The following is a 16,940-nucleotide window of genomic DNA, read 5'->3' as shown; positions in this document are numbered from 1 at the left end:
GGGGCGAAGCATTTGGAAGATAAATTATCGGTCATTGCCAAAAATAGTTCTCCAAATGCTTCGCCCGTACAGTTGTTAGTTGTCAGTAGGGGCGAAGCATTTGGAAGATAAATTATCGGTCATTGCCAAAAATAGTTCTCTAAATGCTTTGCCCGTACAGTTTTGTTAGTTGTTAGTAGGGGCGAAGCATTTGGAAGATAAATTATCGGTCATTGCCAAAAATAGTTCTCTAAATGCTTCGCCCGTACAGTTGTTAGTTGTCCGTTGTCCGTTGTCCGTTGTCCGTTGTCAGCAGAAAACCCTTAACGATGACCCACTGACCACTGACCACTGACCACTCGACCACTCGACCAATGACCAATGACCCTTTAAGTTATTTACCCATACCTAACTGTTGGGCTTTTTGGTAAACCTTACCTTCGGTCAGTAGAGAAGGAGCAATGACAACTTCAACTTGCTGCATTTCCTTAATGTTTTTAGCGCCTAAAGTTCCCATACTGGTCTTTAAAGCTCCTAAAAGATTATGAGTACCATCATCCAAGCCGGCTGGACCTGTGAGTATTTGTTCTAGAGTTCCAGTTGTACCTACGCGAATCCGAGTCCCTCGCGGTAATATCGGGCTGGGAGTTGCCATACCCCAGTGATAACCACGCCCAGGGGCTTGGGCGGCTCTGGCAAATGGAGAGCCAATCATCACAGCGTCAGCACCACAGGCGATACATTTACAGATGTCTCCTCCGGTGATTAAACCACCGTCAGCGATGATAGGGATATATTTCCCAGTTTCCCGATAATAATCGTCTCTAGCGGCCGTACAATCAGCGACGGCTGTAGCTTGGGGTACGCCCACACCCAGCACTCCACGAGAAGTACAAGCAGCACCAGGTCCAATACCCACTAAAACCGCGGCTGCACCAGCTTTCATCAACTCCAAGGTGACTTCATAGGTGACGCAATTTCCTAATGCCACAGGGATGGGCATAGAACGACAAAACTCCGCTAAATCAAGGGGAGTGATAGATTCTGGTGATAGGTGATTAGTAGAAACTACTGTAGCTTGGATAAAAAATAAATTTGCTCCAGCTTTAGCTACAATTTCACCATATTTGCTTGCCCCGGCTGGAGTTGTGCTAACTGCCGCAATACCGCCTTGTTGTTTAATTTCCTGAATACGTTTTTCAATTAATTCCGGCTTTATTGGTTCAGCATACAATTCTTGCATCAGACTGACAAATTCTTCTTTGCCGACGGAGGCAATCCGATCTAAAATCGGTTCGGGGTCAGCATAGCGAGTTTGGATACCCTCTAAATTAATTACTCCCAATGCCCCCAATTGGGACAAGCGAACAGCCGTTTTTACATCAACGACACCATCCATTGCACTGGCAATAATGGGGATTTCTCGCTCAATATTGCCAATTTTCCACTTGGTATCAGTTAAACTCGGATCGAGAGTTCTGTTACCAGGGACTAAAGCAATTTCATCAATTCCATAGGCTCGACGCGCCACTTTTCCCCGCCCAAGTTGAATTTCCACGCTTTAACTTCTCTCAAAACTGTTTAAGCTAGGGTATCAAATTGTGGTGATATTGGGAATTGGGAACAATTGAAAATTTTTGATTTTTCATTCGGTTCTGATGTTCTAGGGTTTATTTTTATTAGCATAATTAGCACCTGTATAACCTGTGGCTACCCAAATAACTGCCCTAGCACCATCCCTAAGAGATTTTTCAATCGGTTCTGGTGAATTTGCTGAAGGAACTGATACGGGTTTAAAATTCATGCCTCGACTACCTAAAACAATTTCACCAACGATGCAAGCACGACGCATATGAAAGTCAGATGTAATTAAATAAACACTTTTGATGCCACGAGATTGCAATTCATCCACTATGGTAGTAAAATTAGTAACCGTGTCTACAGCTTCATAGTCCAAGTTTAAACGTCGGGGCTCAATTCCTGCATTAGCAAATATTTTTTTAGTATGCTGAGGTGGACTGCCCCCAGAAATCCAAATGGGTATATTGGGATATTGGTGGGCTAACTTGGCTGTAAACTTTTCTCTTTCTAGTAAGCGAGTAGAACCGCCTAAAACTAATATTGCTTGTGGTTGTACAAATTGGTTTTGTACTGCCTTGCACCCCCACCAGATGAATAAGGGGAGGAGACAGGCCATAACCCTCACAGATTTCCCTGTCAAAAGTAGCTTATTCAAGGCTCTATAGGTATGTCTATTCGGACTAGAGTTTTCTTTAAAAATCAGCACAATAACGCACAGGGATGATGGTTAGTATAAGTTTTTGCGAACTATATCTAGAAAAAAGTTGGTGACGTTGCAATCATAGTAACTGAATCTACGTCGCTGTAATTTCTGCCATATCCTAAACTATCTGAGAAAATTAATCAAAGGTGTCTCACCACTCATTGACAACATAATTTTTAGGTTTACTATAAGACCTAACACGCCTAAGAATTTTAATTAGTGTAACTGCTTGCTATATGTGACATTGATTTATTTGTTTTCACAAACATAATTTTCAATTCTTAATGAATACAATTAGGAAAGAATACATAAATCTTTATATTTACCTTCAAAGTGATCGCTTTTGCTAGTAATATTAAGTAGCTAGTACCGCAGGGCGGAAGTCAAAAGTCAAAACTAATATACAGTAGGCTTTTTGGCGGTTGAATATGGTTGCTTTATTTACGCCGTTATGTACTAGCAAAACGCCGCCTCGTCAAACGATTATTGATGGAGAGGTGGAAGCAGCGAAACTTTAGAACAAGAAACAAAGGCTTGGTATATTCAACGCAATCATTCACAAAAATCTGTAGATTGGTAGTTTACAACCGCGGATGCCCGTATCCGTCTCAAGCGTCTTTATCCACAAATAGAAAACTGACAGACCACTAGCTGAGGTTTCGCGCAAAGAGGCAAAGGAGCAAAGACGCAAAGCAAGAAAACTCTCGTTCCCAGTCTCTGACTGGGAATGTCATCTTAGATGCTCTACCTCCAGGTATAATAGGTCCAGAAGTGTTGAATGATTTTTAAAACATCCTCTTATAGAAATTCGTGCTAGAGATGCTTCTATGATTACACCTTTTTTTCAAAAGCTAAATTCACCTTTAACAAAAAAGCAAATTAACGTTTTACAAATTAATTTGGGAAAGCGTTGTAATTTAGCTTGTAACCATTGCCATGTAGAAGCTAGTCCTAAAAGGACTGAAGAACTAACACTGGAAACCTGTCAACAGTTAATTGATTTAATTGGGAAATTTCCCGAAATCAAAATTGTTGATTTGACTGGTGGCGCACCAGAAATGAATTATGGTTTTAAGCCATTGGTAGAAGCTGCTATAAAGGCAGGTAAACAGGTAATTGTGAGATCAAACTTAACAATCTATTTTGTGGAGGGATTTGAATATTTACCAGATTTTTTTGCTCAACATCAAGTTAGAATTGTGGCTTCTCTTCCCTGTTATTTAGCAGATAATGTGGATAAAATGCGGGGAAATGGTGTTTTTGATCAATCCATTAAAGCTTTGCAATGGTTGAATAAAATTGGTTATGGTCAAAACCCAAATTTAGTTTTAGATTTGGTGTACAATCCTCCATTACCAAATAGTGAAAATTTTTCTTTAACTCCCGAACAGGAAAATTTAGAAAAGGCTTATAAAACCTTTTTGGCAGAAAATTTTGATATTCGATTTAATCATCTTTTCACCATTACTAATATACCTGTAGGGAGAACCAAGTTTTATTTAGAAAGAAAACAGCTTTATTTTAGCTATTTACATTTTTTAGAGTCTCACTTTAACCCCAACACAATTGATGGTTTAATGTGTCGTGAGCAACTTTCTGTTGATTACTTAGGGAATATTTATGATTGTGACTTTAATCAAATGATGAATTTACCTGCAAAAACTAGCAATGGTGAAAAGTTGACGGTGAGCGAATTATTAGAAATTGGTAGTTTAGATATAATTAATGAAATCCAAACTGCTGAATATTGCTATGGTTGTACTGCAGGGTGTGGTTCTAGTTGTGGTGGTGCTATAGTATAAATTCACAAAAGTTAAGAATATCTATATGTCATGAAAAAATTACTTTGTAAAGAAATTTGCAGTAGTTGAACTTCTAATTTTTAGATGCAGTAAGATGAAATAAGAGTTAAGTCTCCTCACACCACATTTTTTGTTAAGCCGTGAATTTATTTTTTCACGGTTTTTATTTTTTTATGGCTAAGTTAAAATCAAAAATCTCAAAAATGGTATAATTTGGGTTGATAATTAGGGCTTGCTGAAAAAGTGGAGAAAGGCAAGAAAAAAGATAACTAAGTAATTAGGCAACAGTAAATATAAGTTTTTGTTGTTTGAATTTTTGCAAAATATAACTTTTGCTAATAAAATCAGAGAAAAAAGACGTTATTTGCAAAAATTGCCATAAAAATCCCCGAAAAAACCTTGATAGCAAGGTAGAAAGATTCATAACTAAAAAAGTAATAGCAATCTTCTGTCAGAGAGGTATGAGGAAGTTTAGCCATGACTCTTCCCAATCTAAATCTTCGTTTACCTTACCCGAATTTGCCCTCAATACAGTTACGAATCCCTTCATCATCAGCGGCTTGTTTCTTTGTTTCTGGACTGACATTTTTGGGTGGTCTTCCTAACGGTGGACCACTAATTCTAATTCCTCTTTCTTTACACCCCACATTCCGCACCCTCAACTGTCACATATCAAAAAAGCCTAGTAAGTAGTACATAATAACTAAGGATAATTCCTAGATGAAGTTTTTACCCATTTTAACTCTTTTTCTTGCACCTTTTCATCTTCTATCCCCCTCAAGTCATTGATTTGTCACGGTTCTATGTTTATTCAGCAAGCTCTACTATAGTGGCTTTTAGTTAAGTATGACACAAAAAATGCAGGTGCAATTCATGGATTACGCCTGCATTTTTTCGTTAAATTCCAAATCAAAAAGCCTTCGCTTAGTGAGTTTTTTGATGATTAGTCAAAACCTAGTAGATCAAAAATTTCGCGATCCTTGAGGGGTTGAGCATACAAGGGTGTCGCATCTTCAAGCATCCCTTTCGCCAGCTTGAGATATTCTTGCTGTACTTCCAGAACCTCAGGATCAGGCTCCATTTCAAACACAGTACATTTTTTCAAACGACTGCGGCGAATTGCGTCAACGGTGCGGAAATGGGCAAGGGTTTTCAAGCCAACGCGATCGTTAAACTTGTCAATTTGATCAGTTCCTTCGCTACGGTTAGCGATGATGCCACCGAGGCGAACGCGATAGTTTTTCGCCTTCGATTGGATGGCGGCGACAATGCGATTCATGGCGAAGATCGAGTCAAAATCGTTAGCAGTAACGATCAAGCAGTAATGAGCATGTTGCAAAGGAGCCGCAAAGCCACCACAAACCACGTCGCCAAGTACATCGAAAATCACAACATCGGTGTCTTCGAGCAAGTGATGTTCTTTGAGCAGCTTCACGGTTTGACCTGTGACATAGCCACCACAGCCAGTACCTGCGGGAGGTCCACCAGCTTCAATACACATTACGCCGTTATAACCTTCAAACATGAAGTCATCGGTTTGCAACTCTTCGGAATGGAAGTCAACGGTTTCGAGAACATCGATGACCGTGGGAACCATTCTTTTGGTGAGTGTAAAGGTGCTGTCATGCTTAGGATCGCAACCAATTTGCAATACCCGTTTACCGAGGTGCGAGAATGCTGCGGATAGATTGGAGGATGTTGTCGATTTACCGATACCGCCTTTGCCATAAACGGCGATAACTAAAGCACCTTCAATTACCATTGATGGATCTTGGAATACCTGAACGCTACCTTCTGATTCTTCGCATTTGGTAACTGATGGTGGATGTGATGTTAAAACTGTCAAAATAGACTCCTAATATAAATAATTTTTTTGCTCCCCCTCTCCCATAGGGAGAGGGGGCTGGAGGTTTTACTTGCCGATCGCTGCTTTTGCTTCGTAGAGAGTTTCTGAAGTAATCGAGGTGATCCCGCGATCGCTGGCAAATTTCTCGGTATTGCGCTTGATTTTGCCGCGGACAAAGAAGGGGATTTTCTTTAGCTCGGCTTCACCGTCCGCACTCCAAGAGACTCCTTCAAGGGCTTCCGCTAGGGGCGTGAGAATAACTTGATCGGAATTATTGGAGAGAGTATTGGTGAGATTACTGATAGAGGCGATCGCCTGTTCGGGAGATCTGGACTCTAGGGCGCGTGATTCTTGCGATGGGGCAGTATGCAGATGGCTCATGTGACCTTCGGCAAACTCGAAATCTTCTTTGAACATGCCAATTAAATGTTCTTCCAGACCCATCATCAAGGGATGTACCCAGCTATCAAAAATCACATTCGCACCTTCCCAACCCATTTGGGGTGAGTAACGCGCAGGCACATCTTGAACGTGAATCGGTGCAGAAATTACCGCGCAAGGGATACCCAAGCGTTTGGCAATATGTCGTTCCATCTGAGTGCCAAGCACTAGTTCTGGAGCAGCTTCGGCAACTTTTGCTTCGACGGCTAAATAGTCATCACTAATCACGGCTTCGAGTCCATGTTTCTTAGCAACTTCGCGTACTTCCCGCGCAAATTCACGGCTATAGGTTCCAATCCCGACCAGGGTAAAGCCTAATTCTTCCGTAGCAATTCTGGCGGCGGCGAGAGCGTGGGTGGCATCACCAAAGATGAAAACGCGCTTACCTGTTAAATAGGTAGAGTCAACTGATCGCGAATACCAAGGAAGTCGAGAAGCGTTAGGATTAGCGGCAGTAGAAATACGCGCTGCATCCCAGTTTCCCAACGTGTCAGACTGTGATCGTGCTAGAGCGTCACTCACATCAATGTCCGCAACCTTGCCAATTTCAGCAATAAAATCACGGGTTGCACCGACACCAATGGGAACGGTCTTGATCACAGGCTGTCCGAAACTACGGGTGAGCCAAGTACAAGTTGTCAGGGCAATTTCGGGATAGAGGCAAATATTAAAATCCGCATCAGGAATCCGCTTCAAGTCATCAGGAGTCGATCCCATCGGGGCGATCACATTCACATCTACGCCGATCTCAGCAAGTAATTTCACGACTTCGCGAATATCGTCACGACAACGAAATCCTAGCGCTGTGGGACCAATGATGTTCGCTTGAGGACGAATCTGGGGATCGCGTTTAGGTCTTGGTGTATTCGGTGGCGGAACCACAGGTAATAGTAGCGTGCGGACTAGGTGATACAGCGTTTCACTAGCGCCCCAATTTTCCTTTTTGGAATAGGCAGGTAATTCCAAACTCACGACGGGGATCGGCAATCCCATGCTCTTTGCTAATGAGCCTGGTTGATCTTGAATCAGTTCGGCAGTACAGCTTTCACCAACTAGCATTACTTGGGGCTTAAAGCGATCGTAAGCATCTTTAACAGAAGTCTTGACCATTTCGGCAGTGTCACCGCCAAGATCGCGAGCCTGAAAAGTCGTATAGGTGACAGGCGGCCGGCGATCGCGTCTTTCGATCATCGTAAATAGTAAGTCAGCATAGGTGTCGCCCTGGGGCGCATGAAGCACATAATGCACTCCTTCCATAGCTGTCGCGATTCGCATAGCCCCGACATGGGGAGGACCTTCGTAAGTCCAGAGAGTTAGTTCCATAGGTTATACTGAACACGGTTTAATTATTTGATTCTATAGGGTTTAGTAGTGCTAAACCCCTGCACATCTAGGGTTTTTGTGATTCTCTAAAAGTCCATATTTTAGCCGTGGTTAGTATATGTCAATATAAAAAAATCAATAAGAATGTAGAGTGCTTCGCGCTCTATTTCTTAGACTGTTAATCTTCTACGTCTCTCAAGCGGACGCGCAAACAACTCGGCTAAATCGGCGGCTTGGTCGTAACCGTGAATCGGTGAAAATACCAACTCGATTGACCATTTTGTCGCCATCCCTTCAGCTTCGAGAGGATTGGCTAAGCCAAGCCCACAGACTGTGATATCGGGTTTCGCCTCACGACAGCGATCAAGTTGCTTTTCCACATCCTGACCTTCTGATAAAGCTGTCCCAACTGGCAACAGGTTAATTTCGCTGTCCATCAATAGGCGATCGATATAAGGTGTGCCAACTTCGACTAGCTCCATGCCACATTCACTCGATAAGAAACGGGCTAAAGGTATTTCTAATTGTGAGTCGGGAAATAGGAAAGCCTTGCGACCTGTCAGGGCTTGACGATAGCGGTCTAAGGCAACTTTGCCACGATTGGCGGCGGGGGCGATCACCTGTTCAAATTTATCGTTATCAACATTGAAAGCATCGGCGGCGGTTTTTAACCAAGCAGTCGTTCCTTCGATCCCAAAGGGATAAGGCGATGGTAATAATGTCCCACCACGCGAAATCAGCAATCGCACGGTATCGCTTAAAAATGGTTGGGCTAATAATAATTTCGTACCTTTACCGATCGGTGGCAAATCAGCAGCACGGCGCGGCGGGAAGAAATAAACGGGACCCATCCCCATTTTGTCAAATAGCCTTTGGAATTGGTCTTCTACTACATCTGCGAGGCTACCAACCACCATAAGGCTTGGTTCATCGCTGTGGGGCAGTACGGGAACCATCGATCCCAAACAGGCATCTTCGCCTTGGGTAAAGGTGGTTTCGATGCCACTACCTGAATAATTAAGAATCCGAACTTTAGGAAAAAATCTCTGGTTGAGTCGTTCCGCAGCTTTGGCAAGATCGAGCTTAATTACTTCAGAGGGACATGATCCCACTAAAAATAATGTGCCAATGTCAGGGCGGCGCTCTAGTAACTGATCAACAACACGGTCTAATTCGTCATTAGCATCCGCGAGTCCTGCCAAATCCCGTTCACCGAGAATGGCTGTACCAAATCTTGGCTCCGCAAAAATCATTACGCCAGCCGCAGATTGGATCAAATGGGCGCAGGTACGCGATCCCACCACCAGAAAAAAAGCATCCTGCATTTTGCGGTGCAGCCAGACAATACCTGTCAAGCCACAAAATACCTCTCTCTGTCCTCGTTCTTTGAGTACGGGGATATCAGCGATAGATTTGGGACTATATGTTTGAATAGGAACTTCCGTGCAAGGCTCTAGAGCCATGTTTTGCTCTCCTTTGGGGCTTAAATCCCTAATGTTTCGTTTTTATGATCGCCCTAAGTTTTGCAGGGCTGAGTCATGTCATGGTTGCGGAAATGGGCGATAGCGAACGCATTGCGTCCCGGAGGGAACTAGCGCGACCTAGGAATCCCATGGCGATCGATAAGTTAGTTGTCTTTACTATATTGACTAAAACCTAGAGATGGGGCAAAAAGTTGCAAAGGTTTACAGGAATTATCCATTGGATTCATACAAGCGACTCTGATTCCTAACTGATTCCTGACGCATTGCTCAAACTTTGGGGAAAAATAAAGCCGTCATTGGCGAATCTTTATCCAGAATTGACTCAACCAAACTGTTCGATAATTCCCCCACCTAAGACCTTTTCTCCGTCATACCAAACCGCAGCTTGTCCAGGTGTGATGCTGAATTGCGGTTCATCAAATACTAACCGCACGCAAGAATCTGCTAAAGGAATTACCGTCACAGGTACGGGTTGGGAACGATAACGGATTTGCACTTCAGCCCGAATGGGGGCGACGGGTTCAGCTATGGAAACCCAATTTATCCGATTTATGGTACATTCTGACTGAGTGCCTTTGGTGCGATCGCCTACAATTACCCTGTTATTAGCTGCATCTAATTCGATCACATACAAGGGTTCAGCGGCGGCGATACCTAAGCCTTTTCGCTGACCAATAGTGTAGTGATGAACACCATCATGTTGTCCCAAAACTTTACCAGTTTCATCAACAATATCACCGGGTTTGGGGGCTAAATATTTATCTAAAAATGCCCGCATAGAACCATTGCTTTCTACCAAGCATAAATCTTGACTTTCTGGTTTATCGGCGGTTTTTAAGTTGTATTCAGTGGCAATTCTCCGAGTATCAGTTTTATTCAGTTCACCCAGGGGGAATATTGTCGCTTCTAATAAGTCTTGGGATAAGTCATAGAGGAAATAAGATTGATCTTTGTTGCGGTCTACGGCTCGTAACAATTGGTAACGGTTAGTAGTGTCATCGTAGCGGATTTGGGCATAATGACCTGTGGCGATTTTCGTTGATGCCAATTTTTCCCTTGCATATTCCACCATTGGACCGAATTTCACCGTTTTGTTACATTGGGAACAAGGCAAAGGTGTAATTCCCACACTATAACCTGTCACTAAAAAATCAATAATTTCTGTTTGAAAGACATCCCGAATATCAACAACTTCATGGGGTATACCCAATTGTTCACAAATATCAGCCGCGTCGATCATTCCTTCAGAGCAACATTGCCCTTTGCCTTTCATCAGCCAAAGAGTTAAACCAATTACATCATAGCCCTGATTATGCAGCATAGCGGCGGCCACGGAACTATCAACGCCACCGGAAAGACCAACGACAACTTTTTTCATATTTTTCCAAGTCTTTGGGGCTTAATTGTTGCCACAAAGAGGTTTTTTATTTGACCACAAGGTGCGAGACTGTCTAATTATAGCACACATACTCATAAAGCCTGAAGAAGATGGCAAAACTAAAGTCTCCACATTGTCCAGATTAATGAGAAAATAAAAACTTGCAATTATCTTTACCTTGTATTGTTGACTGACCAAAGGAATTTGAAAAAATGTGGCAAAGAATTACGTTCATCTTATTATTGGTTTTGAGCTTCAGCTTGAGTAGTGTTGGTGTGGCTCATGCGGCTGGACTTAATAGGTTTGTAGATAGTGCTGACGGTTATCAATTTGATTATCCTAATGGTTGGTTACAAGTTAAAGTTGGTGATGGGCCTGATGTGGTGTTTCACGATTTAATTGAAGTATCAGAAAATGTGTCTGTGGTAATTAGTCCTGTTCCCTCTGGTAAAACTTTAGCGGAATTGGGAACACCAACAGAAGTCGGTTATAAGTTAGGAAAGGCGGCTCTTGCTCCCGTCGGTTCTGATCGGACTGCTGAGTTAATCAATGCGGCTGAAAGGGAAGTAAATGGGAAAATTTACTACTTTCTAGAATATGGAGTTAAATTTCCTAATGGACAGGAAAGACATAATATTTCTAGTGTGGCTATCAGTCGTGGTAAGCTGTTTACGTTTAATGCTTCTGTTCCTGAGAAACGTTGGAAGAAACTGCAACGAATTATTGATGAAGTTGTGAGTTCTTTCACTGTTTATTAATAATTAGAAATGGTGGTAATTGAGAATTAACTATGATCAATTACCCAAAAAATTACTTATACAGCAATTTATGAAAATTCCGCAATTTGTCCTTGCTTCTGCTTCTGTTGCCCGTCGTCGGTTATTGCAAACTGTGGGAATTGAACCAATGGTTTGTGCGAGTGATTTTGATGAGTCACAAATACAACTGACTGAACCTGGGGAATTGGTGAAAACGCTGGCTCAGTGTAAGGCGGAAACTGTGGTTTCCCAATTTCCATCAGCTTTGGTGATGGGTTGTGATTCGGTTTTGGCTATGGGTGGGGGGATTTATGGTAAACCAGAAAATGCGGAGGAAGCGATCGCTCGGTGGCAATTGATGCAAGGTAATTTTGGTGACTTGTATACAGGTCATGTTTTGATTGATACTACCAAAAATCAAACTGTGGTTAAATGTCAAGTTACTAGGGTGTATTTTGCAAAAATGAGCGATCGCGCTATTCTTGCCTATGTAGCTACAGGTGAACCTCTTCAATGCGCTGGAGCATTTGCTTTAGAAGGATTTGGAAGTTTATTTGTGGAGAAAATCGAGGGTTGTCACAGTAATGTTATTGGTTTGAGTTTACCCTTATTGCGGCAGATGATCGGAGAATTGGGATATGAAGTTATAGATTTTTGGGGATAAGTGTCAATCTTCAGATTCATATTCAGAAATAATACTTTGGATATCATCTGGGGCAATATCAGCTTGTTCAGATTTTGCATAAATGGTTAGCAAAATAATAGCTGTTGCAGTTTTGACATAGTAAATGAGACTATAACCACCACTTTTACCTTTTTGAATGTCGCTATTTTTGACGCGCAATTTGAAAACTTCATAACCGATTTTAGGAATGCAATCACCGAGTCTTTCTCCTTGTTGTAGTTGTTCTATAACTGGTTGAATATCATTGTGAATCTTTAGATATTTCTTGGCTAGTTTACGTAAATTTCGCTGAAATCTTAGTGTTACTTCTACTTGAATAAATGGGATATCAGACATTTTCAATTCCTTCCCAAAGTTGAGAAACAGGAATTGTGTGTCCAGTCATTGCTTCGTGCCAAGACTGACGAAAATCTTGAATTATTTCTTCTTTAGATGAAATTTGTTCATGATCTTCGTTAATTTCTACTGCTTCTGGAATAAGAATAATAACTTCTACACGGCTATTTTGAATAATATTTAATGGTTTATCTAAGGACAAACTTCCTTGTTGATTAACGGTTGCCATGACTTTAATTGCTTTCATAATTCCTCCAAGTTATTGGGTTTAGATTTAATGGTGCTTTCTTGTTATTTTTCGTTAGCTTCTGCAAAAGTATTATTTGAGTCAGTATTTATATATTAACATATTACAATTCAGTATCCCAGATAATCAATCATATTACAGGATACAATTCCACTTTTTGTCACATAAGTTTATTTTCATGATCAGCCCATACTATAACTCTTTGTTTATATTTCTAGGCAGAAAAAAATGGTACAAATAATTGTAAACTAACAAATAAATTGTATTTTCCAAATAATATGTCTTCTACTCCTTCTCTTCGTGAACAACAACATCCTCTGATTCGTCAACTAGCTGATTGTATTGAAGCAGTTTGGCATAAACACCTAGACTTATCACTATACCATTTACCAGCGGAATTGGGATATGTAGAAGGTAAATTAGAAGGGGAAAAATTAATTATCGAAAATCGCTGTTATCAAAGTCCCCAGTTTCGCAAAATACACTTGGAACTAGCAAGAGTAGGGAATATGTTAGATATTCTGCACTGTGTGATGTTTCCCCGTCCAGAATATGATATTCCCATGTTTGGTTGTGATTTAGTCGGAGGTAGAGGTCAAATTAGTGCAGCAATTGCCGATCTTTCGCCGGTAAACTTAGAGCGGATTTTACCAGATGGTTATAATTCGCAACTTAGTAAATTAACCACATCCAACTTTTCTCAACCTCGTGATTTACCAGAATGGGGAAATATTTTTTCCGATTTTTGTCTGTTTATTCGTCCTAGTTCCCCCCAAGAAGAAACAATGTTTCTTTCTCACGTAGAATCATTTTTAGATATCCATTGTACACAAGCCATCGCATCTAGTCCAGTTGCACCGGAAAAAGTAGCTCAAATTATTGCTGGACAACATAATTATTGTACCAAACAACAACAAAATGATAAAACCCGTAGAGTTTTAGAAAAGGCTTTTGGTGTAGATTGGGCAGAAAATTATATGACTACAGTTTTATTTGATTTGCCAGAATTACCAGAATAATCTGAGAAAATATTACCAGAAGTGTCGGCAATTAAAAATTGCTATTAATCTATCTGTAAAATGCGTTACGTTTTCCCTCAACTGATAAATGTAGAATTTATATGAAGTCATCACCACGGATACTTCTGGGAGGGAAAATTAACGTTAATCACTCAAGTTTCTAGTTATTCGGTTTCGGCTGATAATTAGTAATTATTAATTGTTAAAATTCTCACCTATTTGCTCAAAAGTTTTATTTTCTTTTGTAAACTTTAACTTCTAAAATTTCGCACATCTTCTTAAAAATGAAGTGTGGAATCTCAACTACTAATGATTTATAAAATCTACCAATTGTATCCCAGGTTGCTTTGAGATAGAAATTTTCATGTAAAGATAATACACCTGAATAATCACAGAGTGTAGTTTATCCAAAGTTAATCATACCCAACAATAGTTATAAAATTGCCAAAACAAAAACCTAAAAAGGTGTAAATCTTGGATAAAGTTTGCTGTGGATTTTAATTACAGCTAATTTACTTTTTTAGTTTCATCACCACAATTCAGATAAATAGGTTAAATATCATGTCAAGGGTGAATGAAAAATCAAAATCCCCAGAAAAGGCACTTGAGCAGCCAAAAATTTGGTTGAGTATTGCCGTAGCTTTACCAGTAGCTATAGCTGCCGGTTTCTTAGCTACAGCGAGAATGGAACAATTAAAAAAACTGACTTCTACTGTATCTGTTGCCCCAGTTCCCAATAGTATTACTGCCATAGGACGCTTAGAACCAAGAGGAGAAGTAGTTAAACTTTCTGCTCCAGCGGGTTTATCAGGTAGTTCACGGGTACAACAACTTTTAGTCAGAGAAGGGCAACGAGTACAGCAAGGACAGATTGTGGCCATTTTAGACAGCCGCGATACCAGTATGGCGGTAGTAGAAGAAGCCAAAGCTAAATTGCAAGAATCCCGTGCGAATTTAGCCCAAGTTAGTGCTGGTCCACCAAGAGATGCTCAAGCTCAAAGATTCATTATTTCTCGGTTGCAAGCCCAACTAGCAGGGGAAAAAGAGGCTCAACAGGCAACAATTAGCCGAATTGCTGCCCAGTTAAGTGGTGATAAAGTTGCCCAACAAGCCACAGTCAACCGTTTGGAAGCGGAACTACTGGGACAAAGAAATTCTTTAAAAGCCAATATGGAGAGGATTAGAGCCGAACAACGAAATGCTCAAGTAGATTATGGGCGCTATGATTTTTTATACAAACAAGGTGCTATTTCTCAGCAAGAACGCGATCGCCGTCGCTTAAGTGCGTTAACTACAAATCAACAGTTAATTGAAAGTGAAGCTAGTTTAAAACGGGCAATAGATACTATTCAACAGCAAGTTTCCGAAGCTAGAGCTAATCAAATTAAAACCCTAGCGACCCTACAACAGCAGTTAATTGAAGCCACAGCCAACCGTAACAAAACTGTCTCCACTTTACAAAGACAAATAGACGAAGAAAGAGAAAGATTGAGCAGAATATTAGTAGTTAGTCCGCTAAATGTCCAAGTTGCTCAAGCACAAGTTACTAATGCCATTGCTTTAATGAGAAAAGCTCAAGTAGAACTTCAGCAAAGCTATGTTAAAGCTCCTAGTTCTGGTGAAATATTAAAAATTCATACCAAATCTGGGGAAATCATGGGAGCAAATGGAATTGCGGAAATCGGACAAACAGATCAAATGTTTGTAGTTGCAGAAGTTCCTGAAGATAGTATTAATAAAGTCCGTTTGGGTCAAAGTGCTACTATCTCTAGTGACAACGGTGCATTTAATGGTCAATTAAAAGGCAGAATTACATCAATTGGTAGAAAAATTGGCAAGAAAGATGTCCTCAATAATGATCCAGCCGCAGATATTGATGCCAGAGTTGTCGAAGTGAAAATTGCCCTATCTCCAGAATTTACCAAGCAAGTTTCCGGTTTAACAAATGCTAAAGTCACCGTGGAAATTAATGAGAATTAACTTCCTATTTCTACGCCAAATATTCATGTTCAACTACTTAATTAGTATCGAGATCAAAAAAAATAAAAAATGGCAGTAAAAATACCTTTATCTTGGCTGCAACTGACAAGAGAAAAAACTCGCCTAGCAGTGGCTTTATCAGGTATTGCCTTTGCTGATATTTTAATGTTCATGCAGCTAGGTTTTCGGGATGCACTCTATTACAGTAACGTGAGAATGCACAGCAGTTTAGCCGGAGAAGTAGTTTTAATTAACAGTCAATCTAATGCTGTTTTGGCAATGAAAACCTTTTCCCAACGCCGTTTATATAAGGCATTAGACTTGCCTAAAGTTCAGTCAGTACATCCTATATATTTAGACTATACAAGCTGGAGAAATCCTGTTACAGGTCGCCCTCGCAGTATCTTAATTTTCGGCATAAATCCAGAAGTTAATCTTTTTGATTTACCTGGAGTAGACGAAAATTTAAATAAACTCAAACTTCCTGATGTTGTTTTATATGACCGTTCTTCCAGAGTAGAATATGGTCCGATTGCTGATAGTTTTAATTCAGGAAAAGTTGTTTCAGCAGAAGTACGAAGAAGAAAAGTTAAGGTCGGTGGATTATTTACATTAGGGGCATCTTTTGGTGCAGATGGAAATTTAATTACGAGTGATGTTAACTTTTTACGGATTTTTAATAACCGTCAACGGGGATTAATTGATATTGGCATTATTAAGTTAAAGCCTGGTGCAAATCCCATCCTAGTAGCTCAAGAATTGCGAAGTTATTTACCTACAGATATCAATGTTTTAACTAAGGAAGAATTTATTGAATTTGAAAGAAATTATTGGGCAAGTAGTACGGCTATTGGCTTTATTTTCACCTTAGGAACAATTATGGGTTTTATTGTGGGAACTGTAATTGTTTATCAAATTCTGTATACAGAAGTCAATGATCATTTATCTGAATATGCTACGCTCAAAGCTATAGGTTACACTCAAAATTATTTACTAACTGTAATTCTTCAAGAGGCTTTTTTATTAGCTGTTGTTGGTTATTTACCTGGATTTGGCTGCGCTCTTGTTCTTTATAATGTTGCTAGAGATGCTACACTTTTGCCTATATTTATGAGTTATAATCGCGCCATTATGGTAATCATGTTAACTATTTTAATGTGCTTTATTTCGGGAATGATTGCTATTCGGAAATTAAGTTCTGCTGATCCAGCCGATATTTTTTAGATTGGTCATTGGTCATTGGTCATTGGTCATTGGTCATTGGTCATTGGTCATTGGGAAGAAATATTCCCCAACTTCCCCAACTTCCCCAACTTCCCCAACTTCCTCAACTTCCCCAACTTCCTCAACTTCCCCAACTTCCTCAACTTCCCCAACT

General features: G+C 40.4%; 15 protein-coding genes and 1 pseudogene. 7 read left to right on the top strand and 9 right to left on the bottom strand.

Annotated elements, in window-relative coordinates; all coding sequences use genetic code 11:
• Positions 1–169 precede the first annotated feature (169 nt).
• On the top strand, positions 170–334 hold the full coding sequence (locus tag PN450_RS07730; RefSeq protein ID WP_271835913.1) for a hypothetical protein: 165 nt from the start codon (positions 170–172) through the stop codon (positions 332–334).
• 39 nt (positions 335–373) lie between these two features.
• Here PN450_RS07730 and PN450_RS07725 read toward each other — a convergent pair whose 3' ends face one another.
• The gene (locus PN450_RS07725) at positions 374–1,537 is read right to left on the bottom strand and encodes a GuaB3 family IMP dehydrogenase-related protein (protein ID WP_271835912.1); all 1,164 of its coding nucleotides are present in this window, start codon (positions 1,535–1,537) and stop codon (positions 374–376) included.
• A gap of 105 nt (positions 1,538–1,642) precedes the next feature.
• Complete coding sequence (locus tag PN450_RS07720; RefSeq protein WP_271835914.1) at positions 1,643–2,176, bottom strand: YdcF family protein; 534 nt, start codon at positions 2,174–2,176, stop codon at positions 1,643–1,645.
• A 914-nt stretch (positions 2,177–3,090) separates the two neighbouring features.
• Between PN450_RS07720 and arsS the strand changes: the two genes are divergently transcribed.
• Positions 3,091–4,065 (top strand): arsenosugar biosynthesis radical SAM (seleno)protein ArsS, encoded by a 975-nt coding sequence (gene arsS, locus PN450_RS07715; RefSeq protein ID WP_148760775.1) that lies wholly within the window; start codon positions 3,091–3,093, stop codon positions 4,063–4,065.
• 277 nt (positions 4,066–4,342) lie between these two features.
• Here arsS and PN450_RS07710 read toward each other — a convergent pair.
• The 5 genes and pseudogenes from PN450_RS07710 to mnmA all read right to left on the bottom strand — a co-directional run.
• Positions 4,343–4,706: pseudogene (locus PN450_RS07710) on the bottom strand (transposase); the annotation flags it as partial.
• A gap of 302 nt (positions 4,707–5,008) precedes the next feature.
• The gene (bchL, locus tag PN450_RS07705; RefSeq protein WP_148760776.1) at positions 5,009–5,911 is read right to left on the bottom strand and encodes a ferredoxin:protochlorophyllide reductase (ATP-dependent) iron-sulfur ATP-binding protein; all 903 of its coding nucleotides are present in this window, start codon (positions 5,909–5,911) and stop codon (positions 5,009–5,011) included.
• Positions 5,912–5,977: 66 nt separating this feature from the next.
• Positions 5,978–7,675 carry a ferredoxin:protochlorophyllide reductase (ATP-dependent) subunit B gene (gene bchB / locus PN450_RS07700; RefSeq protein ID WP_271835911.1) on the bottom strand — a complete coding sequence of 566 codons (1,698 nt, stop codon included), beginning with the start codon at positions 7,673–7,675 and terminating at the stop codon, positions 5,978–5,980.
• A gap of 170 nt (positions 7,676–7,845) precedes the next feature.
• Complete coding sequence (locus PN450_RS07695; RefSeq protein WP_271835910.1) at positions 7,846–9,138, bottom strand: ferredoxin:protochlorophyllide reductase (ATP-dependent) subunit N; 1,293 nt, start codon at positions 9,136–9,138, stop codon at positions 7,846–7,848.
• A gap of 343 nt (positions 9,139–9,481) precedes the next feature.
• Positions 9,482–10,537, bottom strand: coding sequence for a tRNA 2-thiouridine(34) synthase MnmA (gene mnmA, locus PN450_RS07690; protein WP_271835909.1), 1,056 nt, complete (start codon positions 10,535–10,537; stop codon positions 9,482–9,484).
• A 212-nt stretch (positions 10,538–10,749) separates the two neighbouring features.
• Between mnmA and psbP the strand changes: the two genes are divergently transcribed.
• On the top strand, positions 10,750–11,295 hold the full coding sequence (gene psbP, locus PN450_RS07685) for a photosystem II reaction center PsbP (protein WP_168696279.1): 546 nt from the start codon (positions 10,750–10,752) through the stop codon (positions 11,293–11,295).
• A gap of 70 nt (positions 11,296–11,365) precedes the next feature.
• Positions 11,366–11,959: a Maf family protein gene (locus tag PN450_RS07680; protein WP_015083709.1), complete on the top strand. Its 594-nt coding sequence runs from the start codon at positions 11,366–11,368 to the stop codon at positions 11,957–11,959.
• 3 nt (positions 11,960–11,962) lie between these two features.
• On the opposite strand, the gene PN450_RS07675 is transcribed toward PN450_RS07680, so the two are convergent.
• On the bottom strand, positions 11,963–12,316 hold the full coding sequence (locus tag PN450_RS07675; RefSeq protein WP_271835908.1) for a type II toxin-antitoxin system RelE/ParE family toxin: 354 nt from the start codon (positions 12,314–12,316) through the stop codon (positions 11,963–11,965).
• A complete protein-coding gene (locus tag PN450_RS07670; protein ID WP_148760784.1) occupies positions 12,309–12,563 on the bottom strand; it encodes a type II toxin-antitoxin system RelN family antitoxin in 255 nt (84 codons plus the stop codon). Before PN450_RS07670 ends, PN450_RS07675 begins: the two co-directional genes overlap by 8 nt.
• Before the next feature lie 278 nt (positions 12,564–12,841).
• Between PN450_RS07670 and PN450_RS07665 the strand changes: the two genes are divergently transcribed.
• The 3 genes from PN450_RS07665 (at position 12,842) to devC (ending at position 16,786) form a co-directional block, all read left to right on the top strand.
• On the top strand, positions 12,842–13,582 hold the full coding sequence (locus PN450_RS07665; protein WP_271835907.1) for a phycocyanobilin:ferredoxin oxidoreductase: 741 nt from the start codon (positions 12,842–12,844) through the stop codon (positions 13,580–13,582).
• Between the two features lie 561 nt (positions 13,583–14,143).
• Entirely contained in the window at positions 14,144–15,562 is a 1,419-nt protein-coding gene (locus PN450_RS07660; protein WP_015083707.1) for an HlyD family efflux transporter periplasmic adaptor subunit, read from the top strand.
• A gap of 69 nt (positions 15,563–15,631) precedes the next feature.
• Positions 15,632–16,786: an ABC transporter permease DevC gene (gene devC, locus PN450_RS07655; protein ID WP_271835906.1), complete on the top strand. Its 1,155-nt coding sequence runs from the start codon at positions 15,632–15,634 to the stop codon at positions 16,784–16,786.
• Positions 16,787–16,940: the final 154 nt, after the last annotated feature.

This window comes from Dolichospermum lemmermannii CS-548 (assembly GCF_028330815.1).
GTDB classification, from domain to species: domain Bacteria; phylum Cyanobacteriota; class Cyanobacteriia; order Cyanobacteriales; family Nostocaceae; genus Dolichospermum; species Dolichospermum lemmermannii.
The sequence above is the reverse complement of the archived record's forward strand: the minus strand, read 5'-3'. Positions and strand labels throughout refer to the sequence as shown.

What these genes read in the sequence shown, in the direction of transcription:
- PN450_RS07695 (WP_271835910.1), bottom strand. Translation starts at nt 9,138, where the DNA reads ATGGCTCTAGAGCCTTGCACGGAAGTTCCTATTCAAACATATAGTCCC.
- PN450_RS07660 (WP_015083707.1), top strand. Translation starts at nt 14,144, where the DNA reads ATGTCAAGGGTGAATGAAAAATCAAAATCCCCAGAAAAGGCACTTGAG.
- PN450_RS07680 (WP_015083709.1), top strand. Translation starts at nt 11,366, where the DNA reads ATGAAAATTCCGCAATTTGTCCTTGCTTCTGCTTCTGTTGCCCGTCGT.
- PN450_RS07670 (WP_148760784.1), bottom strand. Translation starts at nt 12,563, where the DNA reads ATGAAAGCAATTAAAGTCATGGCAACCGTTAATCAACAAGGAAGTTTG.
- bchB (WP_271835911.1), bottom strand. Translation starts at nt 7,675, where the DNA reads ATGGAACTAACTCTCTGGACTTACGAAGGTCCTCCCCATGTCGGGGCT.
- psbP (WP_168696279.1), top strand. Translation starts at nt 10,750, where the DNA reads ATGTGGCAAAGAATTACGTTCATCTTATTATTGGTTTTGAGCTTCAGC.
- devC (WP_271835906.1), top strand. Translation starts at nt 15,632, where the DNA reads ATGGCAGTAAAAATACCTTTATCTTGGCTGCAACTGACAAGAGAAAAA.
- PN450_RS07675 (WP_271835908.1), bottom strand. Translation starts at nt 12,316, where the DNA reads ATGTCTGATATCCCATTTATTCAAGTAGAAGTAACACTAAGATTTCAG.
- arsS (WP_148760775.1), top strand. Translation starts at nt 3,091, where the DNA reads ATGATTACACCTTTTTTTCAAAAGCTAAATTCACCTTTAACAAAAAAG.
- PN450_RS07665 (WP_271835907.1), top strand. Translation starts at nt 12,842, where the DNA reads ATGTCTTCTACTCCTTCTCTTCGTGAACAACAACATCCTCTGATTCGT.
- PN450_RS07720 (WP_271835914.1), bottom strand. Translation starts at nt 2,176, where the DNA reads ATGGCCTGTCTCCTCCCCTTATTCATCTGGTGGGGGTGCAAGGCAGTA.
- mnmA (WP_271835909.1), bottom strand. Translation starts at nt 10,537, where the DNA reads ATGAAAAAAGTTGTCGTTGGTCTTTCCGGTGGCGTTGATAGTTCCGTG.